Here is a 16,452-nt window from a genome sequence, read left to right as displayed (position 1 = left end):
CACGGTCCGCCCGTGAAGTTTCTCAGGGGTGGGCGGACCGGTGCACGCCCTAGGATCAGCGGGCATGAGCGTCGATCCGGCGGACCACCGGCTGCGCCGGGCCCGGCGGGTCACCCTGCTGTCGCTGGCCACGAACGTGTGGACCACGGTGCTGCTGCCCGCCGTCGGCCTGGCCCGCGAACCCGATCCGGTACGCGTCGCGCTCGGCGCCGCCGGGCTGCTCGCGTTCACCGTCGCCCAGATCGCGGTGCTGCACGCCGCGGTCACGCCGTGGCTGCCCGTACCGGCCCGCCGCCGCCGGCACGCCGCGCTCACCGTGGCGGCGCTGCTCAGCCTGCCGCTGCTCGGCCCGGTCGCGGCCGGAACCTGGCCCACCTGGGCCTGGCTCGGGGCGTCCCTGGTCGGCATGACGCCGCTGCTGTTCCGGCCCGTCGTCGCGGCGGTGGCGGCGGCCGGCGTCCTCGCGGTGTCCGCCGCCGTCACCTGGGCGACGGGCGGGCCGGTGCCCACGGCGCTGATGGTCACCGGCGTGGTGGGCGCCGGGATCGCCGCCCTCACATGGGTGCAGGTCTGGTTCTGGGACCTGCTCGTCGAGGCCCGGCAGGGGCAGTCCGCCCAGGCGCGGCTCGCCGCCGCCGAGGAACGGCTGCGCTTCGCCCGGGACGTCCACGATCTGCTCGGCCACGACCTGACGGTGATCGCGCTCAAGGCGGAGCTGGCGGAGCGGCTGGCGCCGCGCGACGCCGGCCGGGCCGCCCGGGAGGCGGCCGAGGCCCGGCGGCTGGCCGGCTCGGCGCTGACCCGGGTCCGGGCGGCGGTGCACGGCTACCGCGCGGTCGACCTCGCCGAGCAGGCCGCCGCGGTGGGGGAGGTGCTGCGCTCCAGCGGCGTCCGCACGACGGTGGTCCCGCCCGCCGCCGAGGTGCCCGAGGCGGTCGCCGCCGACCTGGCCGCCGTGCTGCGCGAGGCCGGAACCAACGTGCTGCGGCACAGCCGGGCCGGCTGGTGCCGGATCGAGATCACCCGGACCGACGGCGTGGTGACGCTGACCGTACGCAACGACGGCGTCCGCGACGACGCCGGACCGGACCGGCTCAGCGGCGGCCTGCGCGGCCTGGCCGACCGGCTCGCCCCGGCCGGCGGACGGGTCCGGGCCGAGGCCTCCGACGGCGTGTTCAGCCTGGTGGCGACGGTGCCGGTGACGCCGTGATCCGGGTCCTGCTGGCCGACGACGAGGAGCTGATCCGGCTCGCCCTGGCCGCGCTGCTCGACCTGGAACCGGACATCGAGGTGGTCGCGCACGCCCGCGACGGGCGCAGCGCCCTGGACGCCGCGCTGGCGCACCGCCCCGACGTCGCCGTGCTCGACCTGGAGATGCCGCCGCCCGGCGGCGTCGAGGTCGCCGCCGAGCTGACCCGGGCGCTGCCCGGCTGCGCCCCGGTGATCCTCACCGGACACGGCCGGCCCGCCCAGCTCCGCCCGGCGCTCACCGCCGGGGTACGCGGGTTCCTCGCCAAGGGTGCCCCCGGCGGCGCGCTGGCCGACGTGATCCGCCGGGTGCACTCCGGGGCGCGTTACGTCGATCCCGCGCTCGCGGCCGACGCGCTCACCCTGCCGGAGTGTCCGCTCACGCCGCGCGAGCTGGAGACGCTGCGGCTGGCCGAGCTGGGCACGCCGGTCGCGGTGATCGCCCGGCGGACCCACCTGGCCGCCGGAACGGTCCGCAACCATCTCAGCGCCTGCGTGCAGAAGCTCGGCGCCGCCGACCGGGCGGAGGCGGTCCGGCGGGCGCGCGAGGCCGGCTGGCTCTGACGTACGGGGCGTCGCGGGCGGTCGCCGGCGACTAGCCTGATCACGTGCGGACGGTCGAACTGCTCTGCTCTCCCGAACTGGAAGCGGCGGTTCGCGCTGCCTGGGACCGGCTCGCCGCCGCCGGGCTGCCCAGCCTTGCCCGCAACACGCACCCGACGAACCGGCCGCACCTCACGCTCGCCTCGGTGGAGGAGTTCCCGCCCGGCGCCGAGCAGCGCCTGGCCGACCTCTGCGACGCGGCGCTTCCGCTGCCGGTGCGGCTGGGCCGGGTGGCGGTGCTCGACGGCAGCGCGCCACTGGTGTGGCTGGTCCGCCCGACCCCGCAACTCGTCGCGCTGCACGGCGCGGTCTGGGACGTACTAGCCGAGGCGTCCGGCGGGCACTCGTGGCACCAGCCCGGCCGGTGGGTGCCGCACCTGAGCCTGGCGCTGCGGTTCGGTGCGGCGGACCGGCGCCGCGCCCGGGCGGTCGCCGGGGCGCACCCGCCGGCCGGGGCGTTCGTGGCGGCGCGCAGCTACGACGGCGACACCCGCACCGTCAGCGAGCTGACCACCGCCTGCCCGCGTTCCGGCGGCTGACCGAGAAGGCTCACCCGGCGCTGGTGGCTGTCGGTTCCGTTGACCGGAACCCCAGGCGTGGGCAGATCCGGGCACTCTTCGTCCCATGATCGGCAGTATTCGACTGGCGGTCGTCGTGGCCTGGTGGACTCGGCGGAAGTCGAACGGGTGGCGCACGCGCTGGAAGGGGCGGAGGTGCAGCTCTACTCCGCTCCGAGCGGCCGGCCGGACACGGCTCGGGCATACGCCGAGGCGGCTCTGACGGCGGGCGTCGCGTTCGTGAACACCACGTCGGAACCGGCGGCCGGCAGGAGTTCCTACTGGCACGTTTCGAGGAAGCCCGTGTGCCGTTGCTCGGCGACGACCTGGCCAGCCAGTTCGGCACCTCCGTGCCGCACCACGCACTGCTGCGGCTGATCGAGGAGCGCGGCCTCACCCTGGGCAGTTCCTACCAGGTCAATCTGGGCGGGACCGAAGACTTCCGCAACCTGGTCGAGAACCCGAACACCAAGAAGCAGTCCAAGCTGAGCGCCCTGGGGTCGTCCGGCGAGGTCCAGATGGCGCCTCTCGCGTACATGCCGCACCTGCGATCCCTGCCGCCGTGCACGCGCCGCCCGGCGAACGGCAGCTCGTAGCCGTACTCGACCTGCCGGATGGTCCAGTTCGCCACCTGGGTCAGCCGGGCGAACCGGTCGTCGTCGACGTACGCGACCAGGCCGGCCTGCCGGTAGTTGCGCCCGCTGTCCTCGCCCGGGCCGAGTGTCACCTTCGCGGTGGACACGGCGCCGGCGCTCACCCGTCGCTCCCGGCGCGGACGCCCACGCCACCCAGCCCCAGCCCGGCGGTGCCCGCGCCGGTCACGTGTCAGCATGGGCCGATGACCACCGGTGCCGACGGCCGCGGACTCGCCGGGTTCGCCTCGCTGCTCGCCGACCCCACCCGGGCCGGCTTCTGCCTGGCCCTGCTCGACGGCCGCGCCTGGACCGCCGGGGAGCTGGCCCGCGCCGCCGGGGTCGCCGCGTCCACCGCGAGCGACCACCTCACCCGGCTGGTCGCCGGCGGCCTGCTGGTCGAGCAGCGGCAGGGCCGCCACCGGTACGTCCGCCTCGCCGACCCGGGCGTCGCCCAGCTCGTCGAGGACCTGGCCGCGCGGGCGCCCGCACCGGCGGCCCCGCCCCGCACGTTGCGCGCCGCGTCGGCCGGCGCCGCCCTGGCGTACGCGCGCACCTGCTACGACCACCTGGCCGGGCGGCTCGGCGTGTTGCTGCACGACGCTCTGCTCGACCGTGGCGTGCTCGACCGCACCGGCGGCCTCGCGCTGACCGAGGCCGGCATGAGCTGGCTGGACCGTCTCGGCGTACCCGTCGAACCACTGCGCGGCACCCGGCGACCGCTCGTCCGCGACTGCCTGGACTGGACCGAACGGCGCCCGCACCTGGCCGGCGCGGTCGGGGCGGCGCTGTGCGGGCGCTTCCTCGACCTCGGCTGGACCGCGCGCGGCACCGGCCGGGCGGTACGGGTCACCCCGGCGGGGCGGGACGCGCTGGCCGAGGCGCTCGGGCTCGACCCGGTGCTGCTGGCCGCGCCCGCCACCCGCGACACCGGCCCGGCGCGCGCCTGACCCGGCCCGGCGGTGTCCGACCCGGCCCGGCGGTGTCCGTCGCGGATCGTTCGGTCCGGACCGAACCGTTCCCGCCCTACGGTCGGGCGATGCGACTACCGACGATCCCTGCGCCAACGGGCACCCCGCCCTGCGGACCACCGGCGCTCGGCGACGAGGGCTGGGTGGTCACCCGGCACGCCGACGTCCGCGCCGCTCTGACCGACAGCCGCTGCGTGGTGCCGCCCGTCCCGGACGGGCCGGAAGGGACCGTGGCGTGGCTGCGCGCCTCGGTGAGCCGGTTCAGCCCGCCGGGCCGGCACGCCGCGCGACGAGCCGCCGGGGTGGCGGCACTGGACGTCCTCGACCCGGAGGACCTGCGCCTCGCCGCCGCACGGCTGACCGAGCGGGCCCTCGACCTGCCGGGTGAGGAGAACATGACCCCGGCTCGGCGCGTACCCCTGCTGGTGCTCGCCGAACGGCTCGGCCTGGCCGACTGTGCCGGCCGGGCATGCCCTCACGGCCCTCGCTTCGCTCGGTGCGATCGCTCATGCCCGGCGGTGGCCGTCACGGAGGTGGCGGCGGTGGCCGCCGCCTACCATCCGGGCGCCGACGCGGCGGCCGAGCGGCGGGCGGACCGGGCGGTCGCGGCGCTGCTCGCCCTGTCGCCGCAGGCACCGGCCGAGGTGACGGCGAACCGGCTCGGGCTGCTCGTGCAGGCCGCCGACGCGACCGCCGGGCTGATCGACGCGGCCGTCCGGCACGGACGGGCCGCGTCGGACGGGCTCGCCACTGCCACGCTGCTCGCCGAGGTGCTGCGCCTCGATCCGCCGGTACGGGTCACCCGCCGGGTCGCCGCCGACGCACTGAGCCTGGGCGGCCAGGTGGTGCGGGCGGGGGAGCGGCTGCTGCTGCGGTTCGACGCCGCGAACCGCGACCCGGCCGTCTTCGCGGAGCCGGACCGGTTCCGGGCCGACCCGGCGGGCGAGGTGCTGACCTTCGGCGCCGGTCCCCGCGGCTGCCCGGGGGAGCGGCACGCGCTCGCCCTGGCGACAGGCGTGGTCGACGTCCTGCGCCACGCCTCCGGCAGGCTGATCGAGGGGAGCCGGCGATGACCGACAGGTACCGCGCGTTCCGGGAGCTGCACCGGCCCGGCGACCCGCTGCTGCTGCCGAACGCCTGGGACCACGCCTCCGCCGCGGCGCTCGCCGCCAGGGGCCATCAGGCGATCGGCACGACCAGCCTGGGCGTGGCGGCGGCCGCCGGGCAGCCGGACGCCGTCCGGGCGACCCGCGCCGAGACGCTGGAGCTGGCGTACCGGCTGCGGCGCCTGCCGACGCTGCTGACAGTGGACGTCGAGGACGGCTTCCACGACGACCCGGCCGAGGTGGCGCGCTACGTCGGCGAGCTGGCCGCGCTCGGTGTGGTCGGCGTGAACCTGGAGGACGGGCGCCCGGACGGGCGGCTGGCCCCGGTGGAGCACGTCGCCGCCGTGATCGCGGCGGTCCGCGCCGCAGTGCCGCGGATGGTGGTCAACGCCCGCACCGACGCCTGGTGGCTGGGCGTGCCGGCACCGCTGGACGAGGCGCGGCGACGGGCGGCGGCGTTCCGGGCCGCCGGGGCCGACTGCCTGTTCGTGCCGGGCGCGCCGGACGACCTGGTCGGCCTGCTCGCCGCCGAGGCGGGGTTGCCGCTGAACGTGCTGTACCGGCCCGGCGGCCCGGAGCTGGCCGCCCTCGGGCGGCTCGGCGTGGCCCGGGTGAGCACCGGCTCGCTGCTGTTCCGGGCCGCCCTCGGCGCGGCGCTGCACCTGACCGACGCGATCGGCGCCGGGTGCGACGCGGGCCTACCGGCGCCGCCCGGGTACGAGGAGGTGCAGGCGCTGGCATCGTCGTCCGCCACCTGATCGGGCACTTCGGGGAAGATGGGAGCAATCGCGCCTTCTCCGGTCTTTACGGTGTGTGCAGGCCCAATCACGCCGTGTCCTGACCGAGAGGGGACGGAGACCATGCGAGTGCCCAGCCGCAGCCCCGGTCGCCAGCCCGGTCCCGCCGTCACGTCCACCGCTCCCGCCCGGCGGGTGCCCGCCGCCGGCCGGCGTGCCGGCACCGAGCCGGACCTGTCCGCGTACCGGGCGGCGGTGGCGGAACTCCTGGTCGAGGTGGGCGCGCTCGCCGACGCGCCGTCCACCACCGCCCGCCAGGTGCTGCTCGACCAGCGGCTGCGCGAACCGGCCATCGCCGCCGTCCTCGACGCCACGCCGCAGGGCCTGATCGGTGCCCGGGAGACGCTGCTGCTGGAGATGGCCCGCTACCAGCCCAACGCGCGCAGCTCGGCGCAGGACCTCACTGCCCTGGTCCGCATCTACCTGCTCTCCCGCGTCGACGTGCTCTGGTGGCGGGACAGCCCGACGTTCCTCACCGACGACCAGGTCCGCACCAGCACCGAACTGGTCGACCTGGAATGGCTGCGCCGCCGCGGCCTGCTCGAGTTCCGCTACCAGGAACAGCCCGCCACAGTGGTGGGACGCGGGCTGCGGGCCGTCCGGCGGCGGCTGCGCCCGGACGCCACCCCGCGTACCGCCGGGCTGCTGTTCCGCCGGGCCCGCCGCGAGATGATCGCCTTCCTCAACGACCTGGCCCGGGAGTTCACCGCGATCGCGCCGGACGGCACGCCGCCGCTCTGGGTGACCAGCCTGGCCCGCAGCGCCGAACACCAGTACCGGCTGCGCCGCCTCGGGTACGCGGCGATGGTGCCCAGCGGGCACTGCCTCGGCTGGGCCGCCGACGTCGAACTGGAGTGGTACGACCGCTTCGGCGCCCGCCCGGCGCTGGCCGGGCTGCTGCTGGCCCGCCAGGACGCCGGCGAGGTGAACGTGGTCGACGAGGGACAGGCCTGGCACGTCTGTCTCGCCCCGGCCGTCCGCCGCCGCTACCGGCGCGCGTACGAGGCCGAGATGGGGGTGTGACCCGGTGTGCGGCATCGCGCTGAGCATCGGCCCCGAGGCGGACCCGGCGACGTTCCGGCGGATGCTCGCCGCGCTCGCACCACGCGGTGAGGTCACCGAGACCCGGCAGGAGAACGGCCTGCTCGCCGGCGTACGGCGGCTGAAGATCGTGGACCGGGAACGATCCGTGCAGCCGTGGATGTCGCCGGACGAGCGGCACCTGCTCTGCTTCAACGGCGAGGTCTTCAACCACCACGAGCTGCGCGCCGAGCTGACCCGGCTCGGGCACCGGTTCAGGACCGCGGGCGACACCGAGGTGGTGCTCGCCGCGTTCCGCCAGTGGGGCGAGAACGCGGTCCGGCGGCTGCGCGGCGAGTACGCGTTCGTCGTCGTCGAGCGCGACACCGGCCGGGCGTACCTGGCCCGCGACCCGCTCGGCGTCAAGCCGCTGTACTGGTCCCGCCTGCCCGGCTGCCTGCACCTCGCCTCCGAGGTCAAGGCGCTGGTCGGGCACGGCGCGCCGATCGGCGAGGTGGCACCCGGGCACCACGGCTGGGTCGAGCCCGGCCGTCCGGTCCGGCTGGGCCCGCACGTCGACCTGCTCACCCTCGGCGACGGCCTGCCGGTGATCGACGACCCGGACGAGGCGGCCCTGCTGGTCCGCGTCGCGCTGACCGACGCGATGCGCGCCCGGCTGGACACCGACCTCACCGTCGGCGTGGTGCTCTCCGGCGGCCTGGACAGCTCGCTGGCGCTGCTGCACGCCCGGGAACTGCACCCGGACTGCGTGGCGGTCACCATCGGCGTCCCGGAGAGCCCGGACGTCGCGTACGCCCGGCGGCTCGCCGCCGACCTCGGCGTCCCGCACGAGGTGATCGAGCTGCGGCCGCGTGACATCCGGCTCGCCGACGTCCGCGAGGCGATCCGGATCTCCGAGCTGACCGAGTACGGCGACATCATCAACGCCGTCGTCTCGGTGCCGATCTTCCGGCGGCTGCGCGAGCTGGGCGTCCGGGTGGTGCTCACCGGCGACGGCTCCGACGAGTTGTTCGGCGGGTACCCGATGTACCACCGGGTCGGGCCGGAACGGTCCCGCCGGCTGTTCCTGCACAAGATCCGCAACCTGTGCCGGACCGAGCTGCAACGGGTGGACCGGGCCAGCATGGCGCACGGCGTGGAGGCCCGGGTGCCGTTCCTCGACCTCAGCGTCGTCGAACTGGCCATGCGGCTGCCGCTGGACGTGAAACTCCGCGACGGGCAGGAGAAGTGGATCGTCCGGCGGGCCTTCGCGGACCTGCTACCCGAGTACGTACGGCAGCGGCCGAAGAACCCGATGTCGTACTCGTCCGGGCTGCACGAACGGGCCCGCCTCTACAAGCCGCTGTTCGCCCGGCTGCACCGTTCCTTCGGCTACGACCTGCTCGAACCGGTCCGCCGGGACTTCGACAGCGTGCTCACCCGCTGCGGCAACGACCTCGACCGGGCCATCGCCGAGGGCATCGCCCGGCCCGACTACACGGTGCTAGAACACGCCCGGGACCTGGTCGGCGCGGCCCGCTGGAACGCCGCCCCGATGGTCCGGCGGCTGGTCAACCCGCGCCGCACCCGAGGTGACGAGGCGCCACTGCCCGGCTAGCCCGCGCGGCCTCGGTGACCTGCCGGCGCACGGTCGCCGTGCGGGTCAGCGCCGCAGGTCCACGTCGGCGGTCGCGCCGGAGACCGGGTCGGCGCAGCGCACAGTCGGCCCCGGACGCAACCGGGCGTCCGAGGCGTACCGCCGGGCCAGCTCCCGCCCGGCGGCGGCGTCGCCCCGGTCGGCGGCCACCAGCAGCGCCGCGACCTCGTCGACAAGCGTCAGGTCGGCACCGGTCAGGTCCTCGGTCATCGCCCCGAACTCGTCCCACAGCAGCACCTCGTCCCGGTGCCGATGGGCCAGTTCCAGCAGCACGTAGTCGTGGACGAGCCAGTCGCCGCGGATCGGCAGCGACGGGTCCACGCCGTAGGTGTCCGGGTCGATCCGGCCCGCCCGGTATGCCAGCCACACCCGGGCCGCCGACTCGAAGTGCCCCGCCTCCGGGTCGATGTCGTAGCCGTCGAACGGCTGCTCGCCGCCCGGGTCCAGCTCCGGATCGGACCAGACCCAGCGCTCGCCGTTCCACCACTCCGCGAGCACGTGGTCGTGGTGCCAGCCGGGCACGAAGTAGCCGGCGAAGCCGACCCGGCTGCGGGCCGGTACGCCGTGCTGACGCAGCGCCGCGACGACGAACAGCGCATGGTCCCGGCAGCAGCCGGCGACCCGCTCGGCGGCCGGGCGCTCGGCGGTCAGCGGCAGCGGGAACCGGGACTGGTCGGTGTCGAGGATGCGGTCCATCCAGCGCAGGTTCACCTCGGCCTGGCGGACGTCCGGCAGCTCCACGCCGCCGGCGCGGTAGTGGACGATCACGTTGCGGGCGGTCGCCGCGACGGTCGGCAGGCCGGCGGGTACGGCGTCGAGCAGCGCCGTGTGGTGGCGGGGATCGCTGTACGGGGAGTGGGCCCGGTAGTCGTCGACGTCCATCCGGCCATTGTCGGCACCGGACGCGGTCCGCGGGTGCCCGCTCGGCCCGCAATCTCGCGGTGCCCGAACGCCAGGTCCGATCACCGCCAGCGCCGTGGCCGGGGCCGCGTCAGGCTGGGACCGTGACGACCACCTGTACCGTGTTCGGAATCCGCCCGCTGACCGCCGGGACGCTGGCCGAGCTGCGGCGCACCGGCCGCGACGCCACCGGCCAGCCGCCCGAGCACCGGCGCGCCACCGGCGGCGAGCCGCTGCGCTGCTGCCTGCGCGACGCCCGGCCGGACGAGGCGCTGCTGTTGTTCGGGTACGCCCCGCCGCTGCCACCCGGTCCGTACCGCGAGGTGGGGCCGGTGTTCGCGCACGCAGCCGGCTGCGCCGGCCCGGACGACGTGACGGCGTACCCGTCGCGGTGGCGCGGACGGGAGCAGGTGCTGCGCGCGTACGACAGCCGGGGCCGCATCGTGGGCGGACGGCGGCACGACGGCGGCGATCCGGAGGCGGTGATCGCGGAGCTGTTCGCCGATCCGGCGGTGGACCGGCTGCACAGCCGCAACGTGGTGTACGGCTGCTGGATGTTCGCTGTCGTGCGGAGCTGACCGAGTCCCGGATGGACATCGGCGGACGCCTCTTCTAGCGTCGCTGTCATGCGGAGGACCCTCATCGCCGGCGGGCTCGCGCTGCTCCTGCTCGCCACGGCCTGCGGGGAGAGCCGCCGGTCCGGCCCGCCGGCCGCGGCCGGCTCACCGACCGCGTCCCGGCAGGATCCGGGGCAGGTCGAGCGGACCCTGGCCAGCCTCCGCAAGATCGACGACCTGCCGATGTACGAGATGACGTACGACGGCGACTACGACCCGACCGCCGGGCTGGCCGGGTCGACGCCGCCGAGCCCGTTCGGCTGCTCGCTGTTCGCCGCGCTGGCCGACCGGGAGCGCCCACTGTTCGCCCGCAACTTCGACTGGGAGCCCAATCCCGCGCTGGTGCTGCGCACCGACCCGCCGGACGGGTACGCCTCGATCTCCCTCGTCGACATCTCGTACCTGGGTGTTCCCGCCGACCCGACCGGGGACCGGCGGCTGCTGGACGCGCCGCTGCTGCCGTTCGACGGCATGAACGAGCGGGGTCTCGCGGTCGGGCTGGCCGCCGACGACGGGGCACGCGCCGAGCCGGTGCCCGGACTGCCGGCTGTCGGCTCGGTGCGCATCCTGCGCCTGGTGCTCGACTCGGCCGCCACCGTGGACGAGGCGGTCGCCGTGTTCCGGCGCTACAACCTCGACTTCGACGGCGGGCCGCCGCTGCACTACCTGCTGGCCGACGCGACCGGCGCCTCCGCCGTGGTGGAGTTCGTCGACGGGAAGCTCTCCGTGGACCGGCGGCAGGGCCCGTGGCAGGCGCTGACCAACGTGCCCGCCGTCGGCGTGCCGGACCGGGAACTGCGCCAGGACCACCGGTACGGGGTGCTGGCGAAGGAGCTGGACCGCACCGGCGGGGTGGTCGACGCGGCCGGTGCGCTGCGGCTGCTGAACGCGGTACGCCAGTCGCACACCCGCTGGTCGGTGACGTACGGGCTGCGCAGCGGCGAGGTGCGCGTGGTCACGGCCGGCGGCGGCACCCGCGACTACCGGCTGCCGATGAGCGACTGACCAGGGCCGCGGTGGCACCGTGCCCCTCAGACGATCGGCTGCTGGTACCTGTCGGCGAGCGTGGGCAGGTCCGGCTCGCCGAACCGCTCGACGAGTGCCGCGAACCGATCGGCCTTCTCCGCCCCGAAGCGCCGCACGGCGACCGCGTAGGAGGCGGCGGAGACGAACGCCGGTGGCGTGGTCTTGCTGTGGAACTTGTCGGCGTACATCACGAGGTGTTCCTCGACGGTGCCGGCCGTGTAGTCGGCGGCCGGGATCGGCAGGCCCTGCCGGCGCACGTCCGCCGGGGTGATTCCGACGCCGGTGTGACGGGAACAGAACCGGGCGATCACCTCCGGCAGCCCCGCCTCCCGTGCCAGCGAGTGACCCAGCACGCCGTGCCGTACGTAGTTCCGCTCGTCGAGTCGCCCGGCCGTGTCGTAGAGGCGGTAGACGCCGATGTCGTGCAGCAGGCTGCCGGCCCGCACGACGGCGGCGTCCGCGTTCACGCCGCTGCTGTCGAGCAGTTGTCCGGCGATGTCGCAGACGATCCGGCAGTGCGTCCAGACGAGGCGCAACGCCTCCCGGGACGGCGCGAATCGTTCGTGCAGGGCCCGGATCAGGGTGTCGCTCGGCACCGCCGTCCGGTCGTCGATCGTCACTGGTGCGTGTTTCCGTCTCCGTCCCGGAACCGCACCGGGCCCGGCGTCCCCGCGAGGGGGAGCACCGGGCCCGGCGACGGTCGGCGTGTCACCAGCTCAGGTAACCGGCCTGGGTCTGCACGTTCAGCTCGGGCACCAGCAGGAACTGCGCCAGCCAGGTACGCGGGTCACGCAGCTCCAGCACGTCCAGTCCCTTCTGGATGTCGCTGGAGTAGATGTGGCCGTTGTACCAGTAGGCCGACCAGGAACCGCCGGTACGCAGCTGCGAGGCGTCCAGCGGACCGCGCTCCCAGTAGGCGATCTCCTTGGGCTTGCGCGAGTCGGTGAAGTCCCACACCGAGATGCCGCCCTGGTACCAGGCCTGGACCATGATGTCGCGGCCGGGCACCGGGATCAGCGAGCCGTTGTGGGCCACGCAGTTCTCCGTGTCGGCGTTGACCCGGGGGATCTTGTAGTAGCTGCGGAACTCCAGCTTGCGGGCGTCACCGCGGCCGGTGATGTCGTAGATGGCGTCCGCGCCGCGGTTCGGGCCGACCACCTCGTTGCAGGTGGCCGCGCCGCCGCCGCCCAGCTCGTCGGTGAAGACGACCTTGGTGCCGGCGTTGTTGAACGTGGCCGAGTGCCAGAACGCGAAGTTCTCCGCGTCGGTGACCCGCTCGATCACCCGGGGCGCCTCACGGTTCTTGATGTCCAGCAGGACGCCGTCACCCATGCAGGCGCCGGCGGCCAGGTCCTTCGACGGGTACGCGGTGATGTCGTGGCACCCGGTGGTGGCCGACGACTGACCGGGGATGCCCGGGTAGCCGCCGTCCGGGAACAGGTTCGGCGTGGCGACCACGGAGGCGGTGGTGGGGTTCTTCACCGGCACCTTGACGATGGAGATGGAGTCGTGCGGCGGCTGGCAGTCCGGGAACTCGGCCCGCGGGCTGTACGAGGAGACGTACAGGTAGACGTTCCGCTTGTCCTTGCCGGGCACCAGGGTGTGGGTGTGCGAGCCGCACGCCGTCTCCACCGACTTGATGTAGCGCGGGTTGCGCTTGTCCCGGATGTCGAAGATCTTGATGCCCTCCCAGGACTCCTTCACCGACGCCGACTGAGTGGTGCTGGCGCAGGAGTCGTCGCTGCGGGAGGAGTCGGTCGACAGGAACAGCAGGTTGCCGTGGACCGAGATGTCGTTCTGCGAGCCGGGGCAGAGCACCTGGGACACGATCGCCGGGCGGCTCGGGCGGGAGACGTCGTAGACGACGAACCCGTCGTAGTTGCCGACGAACGCGTACCGCCCCTGGAAGGCGATGTCGGTGCCGAGGGCGGCAGTGGTGTCGAACGGCGCCTGCTTGGGCAGGTTCGCCACCTGGCGCAGGTTGGGGCTGCTGGAGATCTCGTCGACACCGGGGACGGCGCTGTCCACGGTGGCCGGCGCGGCCTGGGCGCGGGGGATCTCCTGCGCGCTGCTCGGGGGCGCGGCGACGACGCCGGCGAGCAGCAGGCCGGCGGCGGCCAGGCTGACGATCCGGATTCGGGACGTGCGGATGCTGATCATCGGCAACACCCTTCGAAAGGGGGTCATGATTCGCCACACCTTACCTATTTGAGACGGCCATCAATGTGATCTGGGTCACACATGGGAACTTTCGTCTATGGATAGGATCGCTGTCACCTTGACCGGAGGAGGCGTCGTATGACCAGCCGGCAGGCGCGTGTGTGGGTGGGCGTCACAGCACTGGTGACCCTCGTGGTGGTCGGCGCGCTGGCGCTGACCGGGCGCGAGGACACCCGTACCCCGGAGGCGGCCGGAACCGCCGCGCCGGCCGCGCCGAGCGCGAGCGCCGCCGGGTCGGCGCCGCCGGTGGTGGTGCCGGGACGCCCGGGGGAGCCCGCTGCGACCCGCCCGGCCGAACAGGTCCGGGGTGTCACCACGCCCCGCTGGAACAGCCTCGACGTCTGGTACGTCCGGATGATGATCCCGCACCACGAGCAGGCCCTGGAGATGGCCGCCCTCGCGCCCGAGCGCGCCGCCGACGCGCGGGTGCGCGCCGTCGCCGACCGGATCCGCGCCGCGCAGGGGCCGGAGGTCGGCCTGCTGCGCGCCTGGCTCAGCACGCGCGACCTGCCGGCCGACGTACCCGGGCACGACCACGGCAGCATGCGCGGGATGCAGTCCCCGGACGCGATGCGGCGGCTCGCCGACGCCCGCGGCGCGGCGTTCGACAAGCTGTTCGTGCAGATGATGTCCGACCACCACCGGGGCGCGATCGTCATGTCCACCGACCTGCTGAAGGTCGGCGTCGACCAGCCGATGCAGGAGTTCGCCACCTCGGTGGCCGTCGAGCAGTCCGCCGAGATCAGCCGCATGCAGGCCCTGCTGACCCCCTGACCTGGGAGCGGGCGGGGGAGGACGCAGGGGCGGGCCTGGGCTGGGGATCGTGAACCGCCTGATCCTCGGTCGCACCCTGATCGTCGGCGCGGTCTTCCTGGCCGGACTGAACCTGCGGACCCGCCGGCTCTACGTGCTCAGCCTGGAGGAACGCGCCGCCACGCTGGAACGGGAACGGGAACGGGAACGGGAGGCCGAGGCGCGCGCCGCCGTCACCGAGGAGCGCACCCGCATCGCCCGCGAGTTGCACGACGTCGCCGACACCGGGCGGGCGGCGCTGGAGGAGATGCGGCGGCTGGCCGCGCCGCTCGCCTCGGTCCTCCCGGCCCACCGGGCGCTGTCCCGGCCGGTGGTGGCGTCGCTCGGCGCGGACTGAGCACCGCCGCCCGGACACGGACGAGCCGGCTCCGCCGTGGGCGGGGCCGGCTCGTGGTGGGTCAGGGCTGGGTGGCCGGCTGCCCGCCGGTGTCACCGCCGCCGCCCGTGCCGCTGCCCGGGTCGGCGGTGGTCGGGTCCGGCGCCGGCGGCGTGGTGGGTGCCGTCGTCGTCGGCGCGCTCGACGGCGTGCTGCTCGGCTCGGCCGACGGCGCAGGCTCGTCGGTCACGCTCGGCTGCGCCGACGGTGTCGCCGAGGTGCTCGGCGACACCGAGGGCGTGGCCGACGGCCGGCCGCCCGGGCCGACCGGGCGGTAGGTGTACTCGTCGACGGCCGACGGCTCGTCGGCGACCGGCTCCGCGGCCGGGTCGCTCGGCACCACCGCGGGCGCCGTCTTGTCGATCTTCGTGGCCGGTTCGGCGGTGTCGTTGGCGGCGGCCACGAGCGCGCCCAGCGCACCCATCGCCACCAGCACCGCGCCCAGCGCACCGACGAGCGTGCCGCGCCGGCCCCGCCGCCGCGACGTCGCCACCGCGGCGCCCGGGCGGACCGCCGGCTGGTCGTCGCGGGACCGCGCCGAACCCGCCGCGCCGCGGAGTGCCACCGTCGCGGTCGGCGAGTCGGTACGCGCGGCCCGCGCCGCGTCGGCCATCGCCGCGGCGCTCGGGTAACGGTCGGCCGGATCCTTGGCAAGCGCGCGGGAGACCAGCTCCCGCACCGACGCCGGGATCTCCGCCGGCAGCTCCGGCGGTTCGTCGTCGAGATGGCGTACGGCCACCTGGAGCGGGTTGTCGCCGGTGAACGGCGGGCTGCCGGTGAGGCAGCAGTACGCGACGGCGCCGAGCGCGTACACGTCGGTGGCGCCCGAGACGGGCCGGCCGGCGGCCTGCTCCGGCGCCATGTAGAGGGCGGTTCCCGGCACCGCGTTCGTGCTGGTGATGCTCGTGACGTTCGTCGACCGGGCCACCCCGAAGTCGACCAGGACCACGGTGCCGTCGTCCTGCACGAGCAGGTTGCTCGGCTTCACGTCCCGGTGCACGATGCCGCGGCCGTGCGCCGCGTGCAGCGCCTGCGCCACCTGGGCCACGATCGACATGGTCTCTGCGACCTCGAGCTGCCCGGCGGTTTCGATCCGCCGCGACAGCGGCTCACCGGCGACGAACTCCATCACCAGGTAGTCGGCCCGGCCGCCGCCGGGCAGGTCGTCCTCGCCGCAGTCGAAGACCTGGACCACGCCGGGGTGGCGCAGCGAGGCCATGATCCGGGCCTCGGAACGGAACCGGGCGATGAAGTCGGGGTCGGACACCAGGGCGGGAAGCAGCACCTTCACCGCGACCGGGCGACCGAGGACAAGGTCGGTGGCACGCCAGACGTCGCCCATGCCGCCGGTGGCGACACGGTCATCCAGGCGGTACCGACCGCTGAGTACGACGTCTGAGGACAGCACCCCCATACCGTACCCACAGCAGGCCCGAAGTATTTCCCGCGATATCCGCGGCCGGTCCGGCCCGGCCGTTCGGGCGGGTGTCCGGCACCCGGGACGCCGATCGGCTGATCGTGATCGACCCGGTACGATCGGCCAGAAAGTGACGTGCCCCCGCGCTCCCGGCCTGCCGCCCCGGCGGGGGTCCGATTCGCGGAGCGTCGCGACCGCCGCCGGTGTTACCCCGACACGCCGGTGACGCAGGTAGACATTTCTCTCTGTTTCTCCGCCGTGCGGAGGCTTGCCGACCCACCCGGCCCGCCCCGGCGTCGGCCCGACTCCCGGCCGCCCCCGGACGCCGGTACGGTATGTCCCGCCGACGCCCGTGCCGCGCGGCAGTGTCCACGGCGCACCGCACCCTCGTGCGGGTGCCTGATTCAGCTCACCGGGGGGCCGAGTGCGGATGGCGGTGTGGTCACTGGCACCCGTTGACGCCCGGCTCCGGGTCGTCATCCGGGTGGGGCG

General features: G+C 75.0%; 17 protein-coding genes. 13 read left to right on the top strand and 4 right to left on the bottom strand.

Annotated elements, in window-relative coordinates; genetic code table 11:
• Window positions 1-64: 64 nt before the first annotated feature.
• The 9 genes from NMK34_RS17080 (at window position 65) to NMK34_RS17040 (ending at window position 8,552) form a co-directional block, all read left to right on the top strand.
• On the top strand, window positions 65-1,210 hold the full coding sequence (locus tag NMK34_RS17080; protein WP_318334252.1) for a sensor histidine kinase: 1,146 nt from the start codon (window positions 65-67) through the stop codon (window positions 1,208-1,210).
• Complete coding sequence (locus NMK34_RS17075; RefSeq protein WP_013286580.1) at window positions 1,207-1,812, top strand: response regulator transcription factor; 606 nt, start codon at window positions 1,207-1,209, stop codon at window positions 1,810-1,812. The genes NMK34_RS17080 and NMK34_RS17075 overlap by 4 nt, the downstream gene beginning before the upstream one ends.
• Before the next feature lie 44 nt (window positions 1,813-1,856).
• Window positions 1,857-2,390, top strand: coding sequence for a 2'-5' RNA ligase family protein (locus tag NMK34_RS17070; RefSeq protein WP_184686197.1), 534 nt, complete (start codon window positions 1,857-1,859; stop codon window positions 2,388-2,390).
• Between the two features lie 323 nt (window positions 2,391-2,713).
• On the top strand, window positions 2,714-3,004 hold the full coding sequence (locus tag NMK34_RS17065; protein ID WP_318334251.1) for a hypothetical protein: 291 nt from the start codon (window positions 2,714-2,716) through the stop codon (window positions 3,002-3,004).
• A 242-nt stretch (window positions 3,005-3,246) separates the two neighbouring features.
• Entirely contained in the window at window positions 3,247-3,990 is a 744-nt protein-coding gene (locus NMK34_RS17060) for a winged helix-turn-helix domain-containing protein (protein ID WP_318334250.1), read from the top strand.
• Window positions 3,991-4,079: 89 nt separating this feature from the next.
• A complete protein-coding gene (locus NMK34_RS17055; protein WP_318334249.1) occupies window positions 4,080-5,084 on the top strand; it encodes a cytochrome P450 in 1,005 nt (334 codons plus the stop codon).
• Complete coding sequence (locus tag NMK34_RS17050) at window positions 5,081-5,875, top strand: isocitrate lyase/phosphoenolpyruvate mutase family protein (RefSeq protein WP_318334248.1); 795 nt, start codon at window positions 5,081-5,083, stop codon at window positions 5,873-5,875. The genes NMK34_RS17055 and NMK34_RS17050 overlap by 4 nt, the downstream gene beginning before the upstream one ends.
• 102 nt (window positions 5,876-5,977) lie before the next feature.
• A complete protein-coding gene (locus tag NMK34_RS17045) occupies window positions 5,978-6,937 on the top strand; it encodes a hypothetical protein (protein ID WP_318334247.1) in 960 nt (319 codons plus the stop codon).
• A gap of 4 nt (window positions 6,938-6,941) precedes the next feature.
• The gene (locus tag NMK34_RS17040) at window positions 6,942-8,552 is read left to right on the top strand and encodes an asparagine synthetase B family protein (RefSeq protein ID WP_318334246.1); all 1,611 of its coding nucleotides are present in this window, start codon (window positions 6,942-6,944) and stop codon (window positions 8,550-8,552) included.
• Window positions 8,553-8,597: 45 nt separating this feature from the next.
• Here the strand turns inward: NMK34_RS17040 and NMK34_RS17035 are convergent, their stop codons facing one another.
• Entirely contained in the window at window positions 8,598-9,473 is an 876-nt protein-coding gene (locus NMK34_RS17035; RefSeq protein WP_318334245.1) for a transglutaminase domain-containing protein, read from the bottom strand.
• Between the two features lie 122 nt (window positions 9,474-9,595).
• Here NMK34_RS17035 and NMK34_RS17030 point away from each other — a divergent pair, with 122 nt between their 5' ends.
• Both NMK34_RS17030 and NMK34_RS17025 read left to right on the top strand, forming a co-directional pair.
• Window positions 9,596-10,069, top strand: a complete 474-nt coding sequence (locus NMK34_RS17030) for a DUF1203 domain-containing protein (protein WP_318334244.1) — start codon at window positions 9,596-9,598, stop codon at window positions 10,067-10,069.
• A gap of 48 nt (window positions 10,070-10,117) precedes the next feature.
• The gene (locus NMK34_RS17025; RefSeq protein WP_318334243.1) at window positions 10,118-11,113 is read left to right on the top strand and encodes a carcinine hydrolase/isopenicillin-N N-acyltransferase family protein; all 996 of its coding nucleotides are present in this window, start codon (window positions 10,118-10,120) and stop codon (window positions 11,111-11,113) included.
• 26 nt (window positions 11,114-11,139) lie between these two features.
• Here NMK34_RS17025 and NMK34_RS17020 read toward each other — a convergent pair whose 3' ends face one another.
• On the bottom strand, window positions 11,140-11,754 hold the full coding sequence (locus NMK34_RS17020) for an HD domain-containing protein (RefSeq protein WP_318334242.1): 615 nt from the start codon (window positions 11,752-11,754) through the stop codon (window positions 11,140-11,142).
• Window positions 11,755-11,842: 88 nt separating this feature from the next.
• Window positions 11,843-13,294: a hypothetical protein gene (locus NMK34_RS17015; RefSeq protein WP_318334241.1), complete on the bottom strand. Its 1,452-nt coding sequence runs from the start codon at window positions 13,292-13,294 to the stop codon at window positions 11,843-11,845.
• Window positions 13,295-13,432: 138 nt separating this feature from the next.
• On the opposite strand from NMK34_RS17015, the gene NMK34_RS17010 reads away from it, so the two are divergent.
• Both NMK34_RS17010 and NMK34_RS17005 read left to right on the top strand, forming a co-directional pair.
• Window positions 13,433-14,128 (top strand): DUF305 domain-containing protein, encoded by a 696-nt coding sequence (locus NMK34_RS17010; RefSeq protein WP_318334240.1) that lies wholly within the window; start codon window positions 13,433-13,435, stop codon window positions 14,126-14,128.
• Window positions 14,129-14,177: 49 nt separating this feature from the next.
• Window positions 14,178-14,504 (top strand): hypothetical protein, encoded by a 327-nt coding sequence (locus tag NMK34_RS17005; RefSeq protein WP_412098895.1) that lies wholly within the window; start codon window positions 14,178-14,180, stop codon window positions 14,502-14,504.
• Window positions 14,505-14,565: 61 nt separating this feature from the next.
• Here NMK34_RS17005 and NMK34_RS17000 read toward each other — a convergent pair whose 3' ends face one another.
• Window positions 14,566-15,951 (bottom strand): serine/threonine-protein kinase, encoded by a 1,386-nt coding sequence (locus NMK34_RS17000; protein ID WP_318334239.1) that lies wholly within the window; start codon window positions 15,949-15,951, stop codon window positions 14,566-14,568.
• Window positions 15,952-16,452: the final 501 nt, after the last annotated feature.

Source organism: Micromonospora sp. BRA006-A (assembly GCF_033433935.1).
In the GTDB taxonomy this organism is placed as follows: Bacteria; Actinomycetota; Actinomycetes; order Mycobacteriales; family Micromonosporaceae; genus Micromonospora; species Micromonospora aurantiaca.
Note: the sequence above shows the minus strand (reverse complement) of the source record. Positions and strands in the feature narration are given on the sequence as shown.

Excerpts from the sequence above, each read along its gene's own strand:
- NMK34_RS17080 (WP_318334252.1), top strand. The coding sequence starts at position 65 with ATGAGCGTCGATCCGGCGGACCACCGGCTGCGCCGGGCCCGGCGGGTC.
- NMK34_RS17060 (WP_318334250.1), top strand. The coding sequence starts at position 3,247 with ATGACCACCGGTGCCGACGGCCGCGGACTCGCCGGGTTCGCCTCGCTG.
- NMK34_RS17055 (WP_318334249.1), top strand. The coding sequence starts at position 4,080 with ATGCGACTACCGACGATCCCTGCGCCAACGGGCACCCCGCCCTGCGGA.
- NMK34_RS17050 (WP_318334248.1), top strand. The coding sequence starts at position 5,081 with ATGACCGACAGGTACCGCGCGTTCCGGGAGCTGCACCGGCCCGGCGAC.
- NMK34_RS17045 (WP_318334247.1), top strand. The coding sequence starts at position 5,978 with ATGCGAGTGCCCAGCCGCAGCCCCGGTCGCCAGCCCGGTCCCGCCGTC.
- NMK34_RS17035 (WP_318334245.1), bottom strand. The coding sequence starts at position 9,473 with ATGGACGTCGACGACTACCGGGCCCACTCCCCGTACAGCGATCCCCGC.
- NMK34_RS17025 (WP_318334243.1), top strand. The coding sequence starts at position 10,118 with ATGCGGAGGACCCTCATCGCCGGCGGGCTCGCGCTGCTCCTGCTCGCC.
- NMK34_RS17015 (WP_318334241.1), bottom strand. The coding sequence starts at position 13,294 with ATGATCAGCATCCGCACGTCCCGAATCCGGATCGTCAGCCTGGCCGCC.
- NMK34_RS17010 (WP_318334240.1), top strand. The coding sequence starts at position 13,433 with ATGACCAGCCGGCAGGCGCGTGTGTGGGTGGGCGTCACAGCACTGGTG.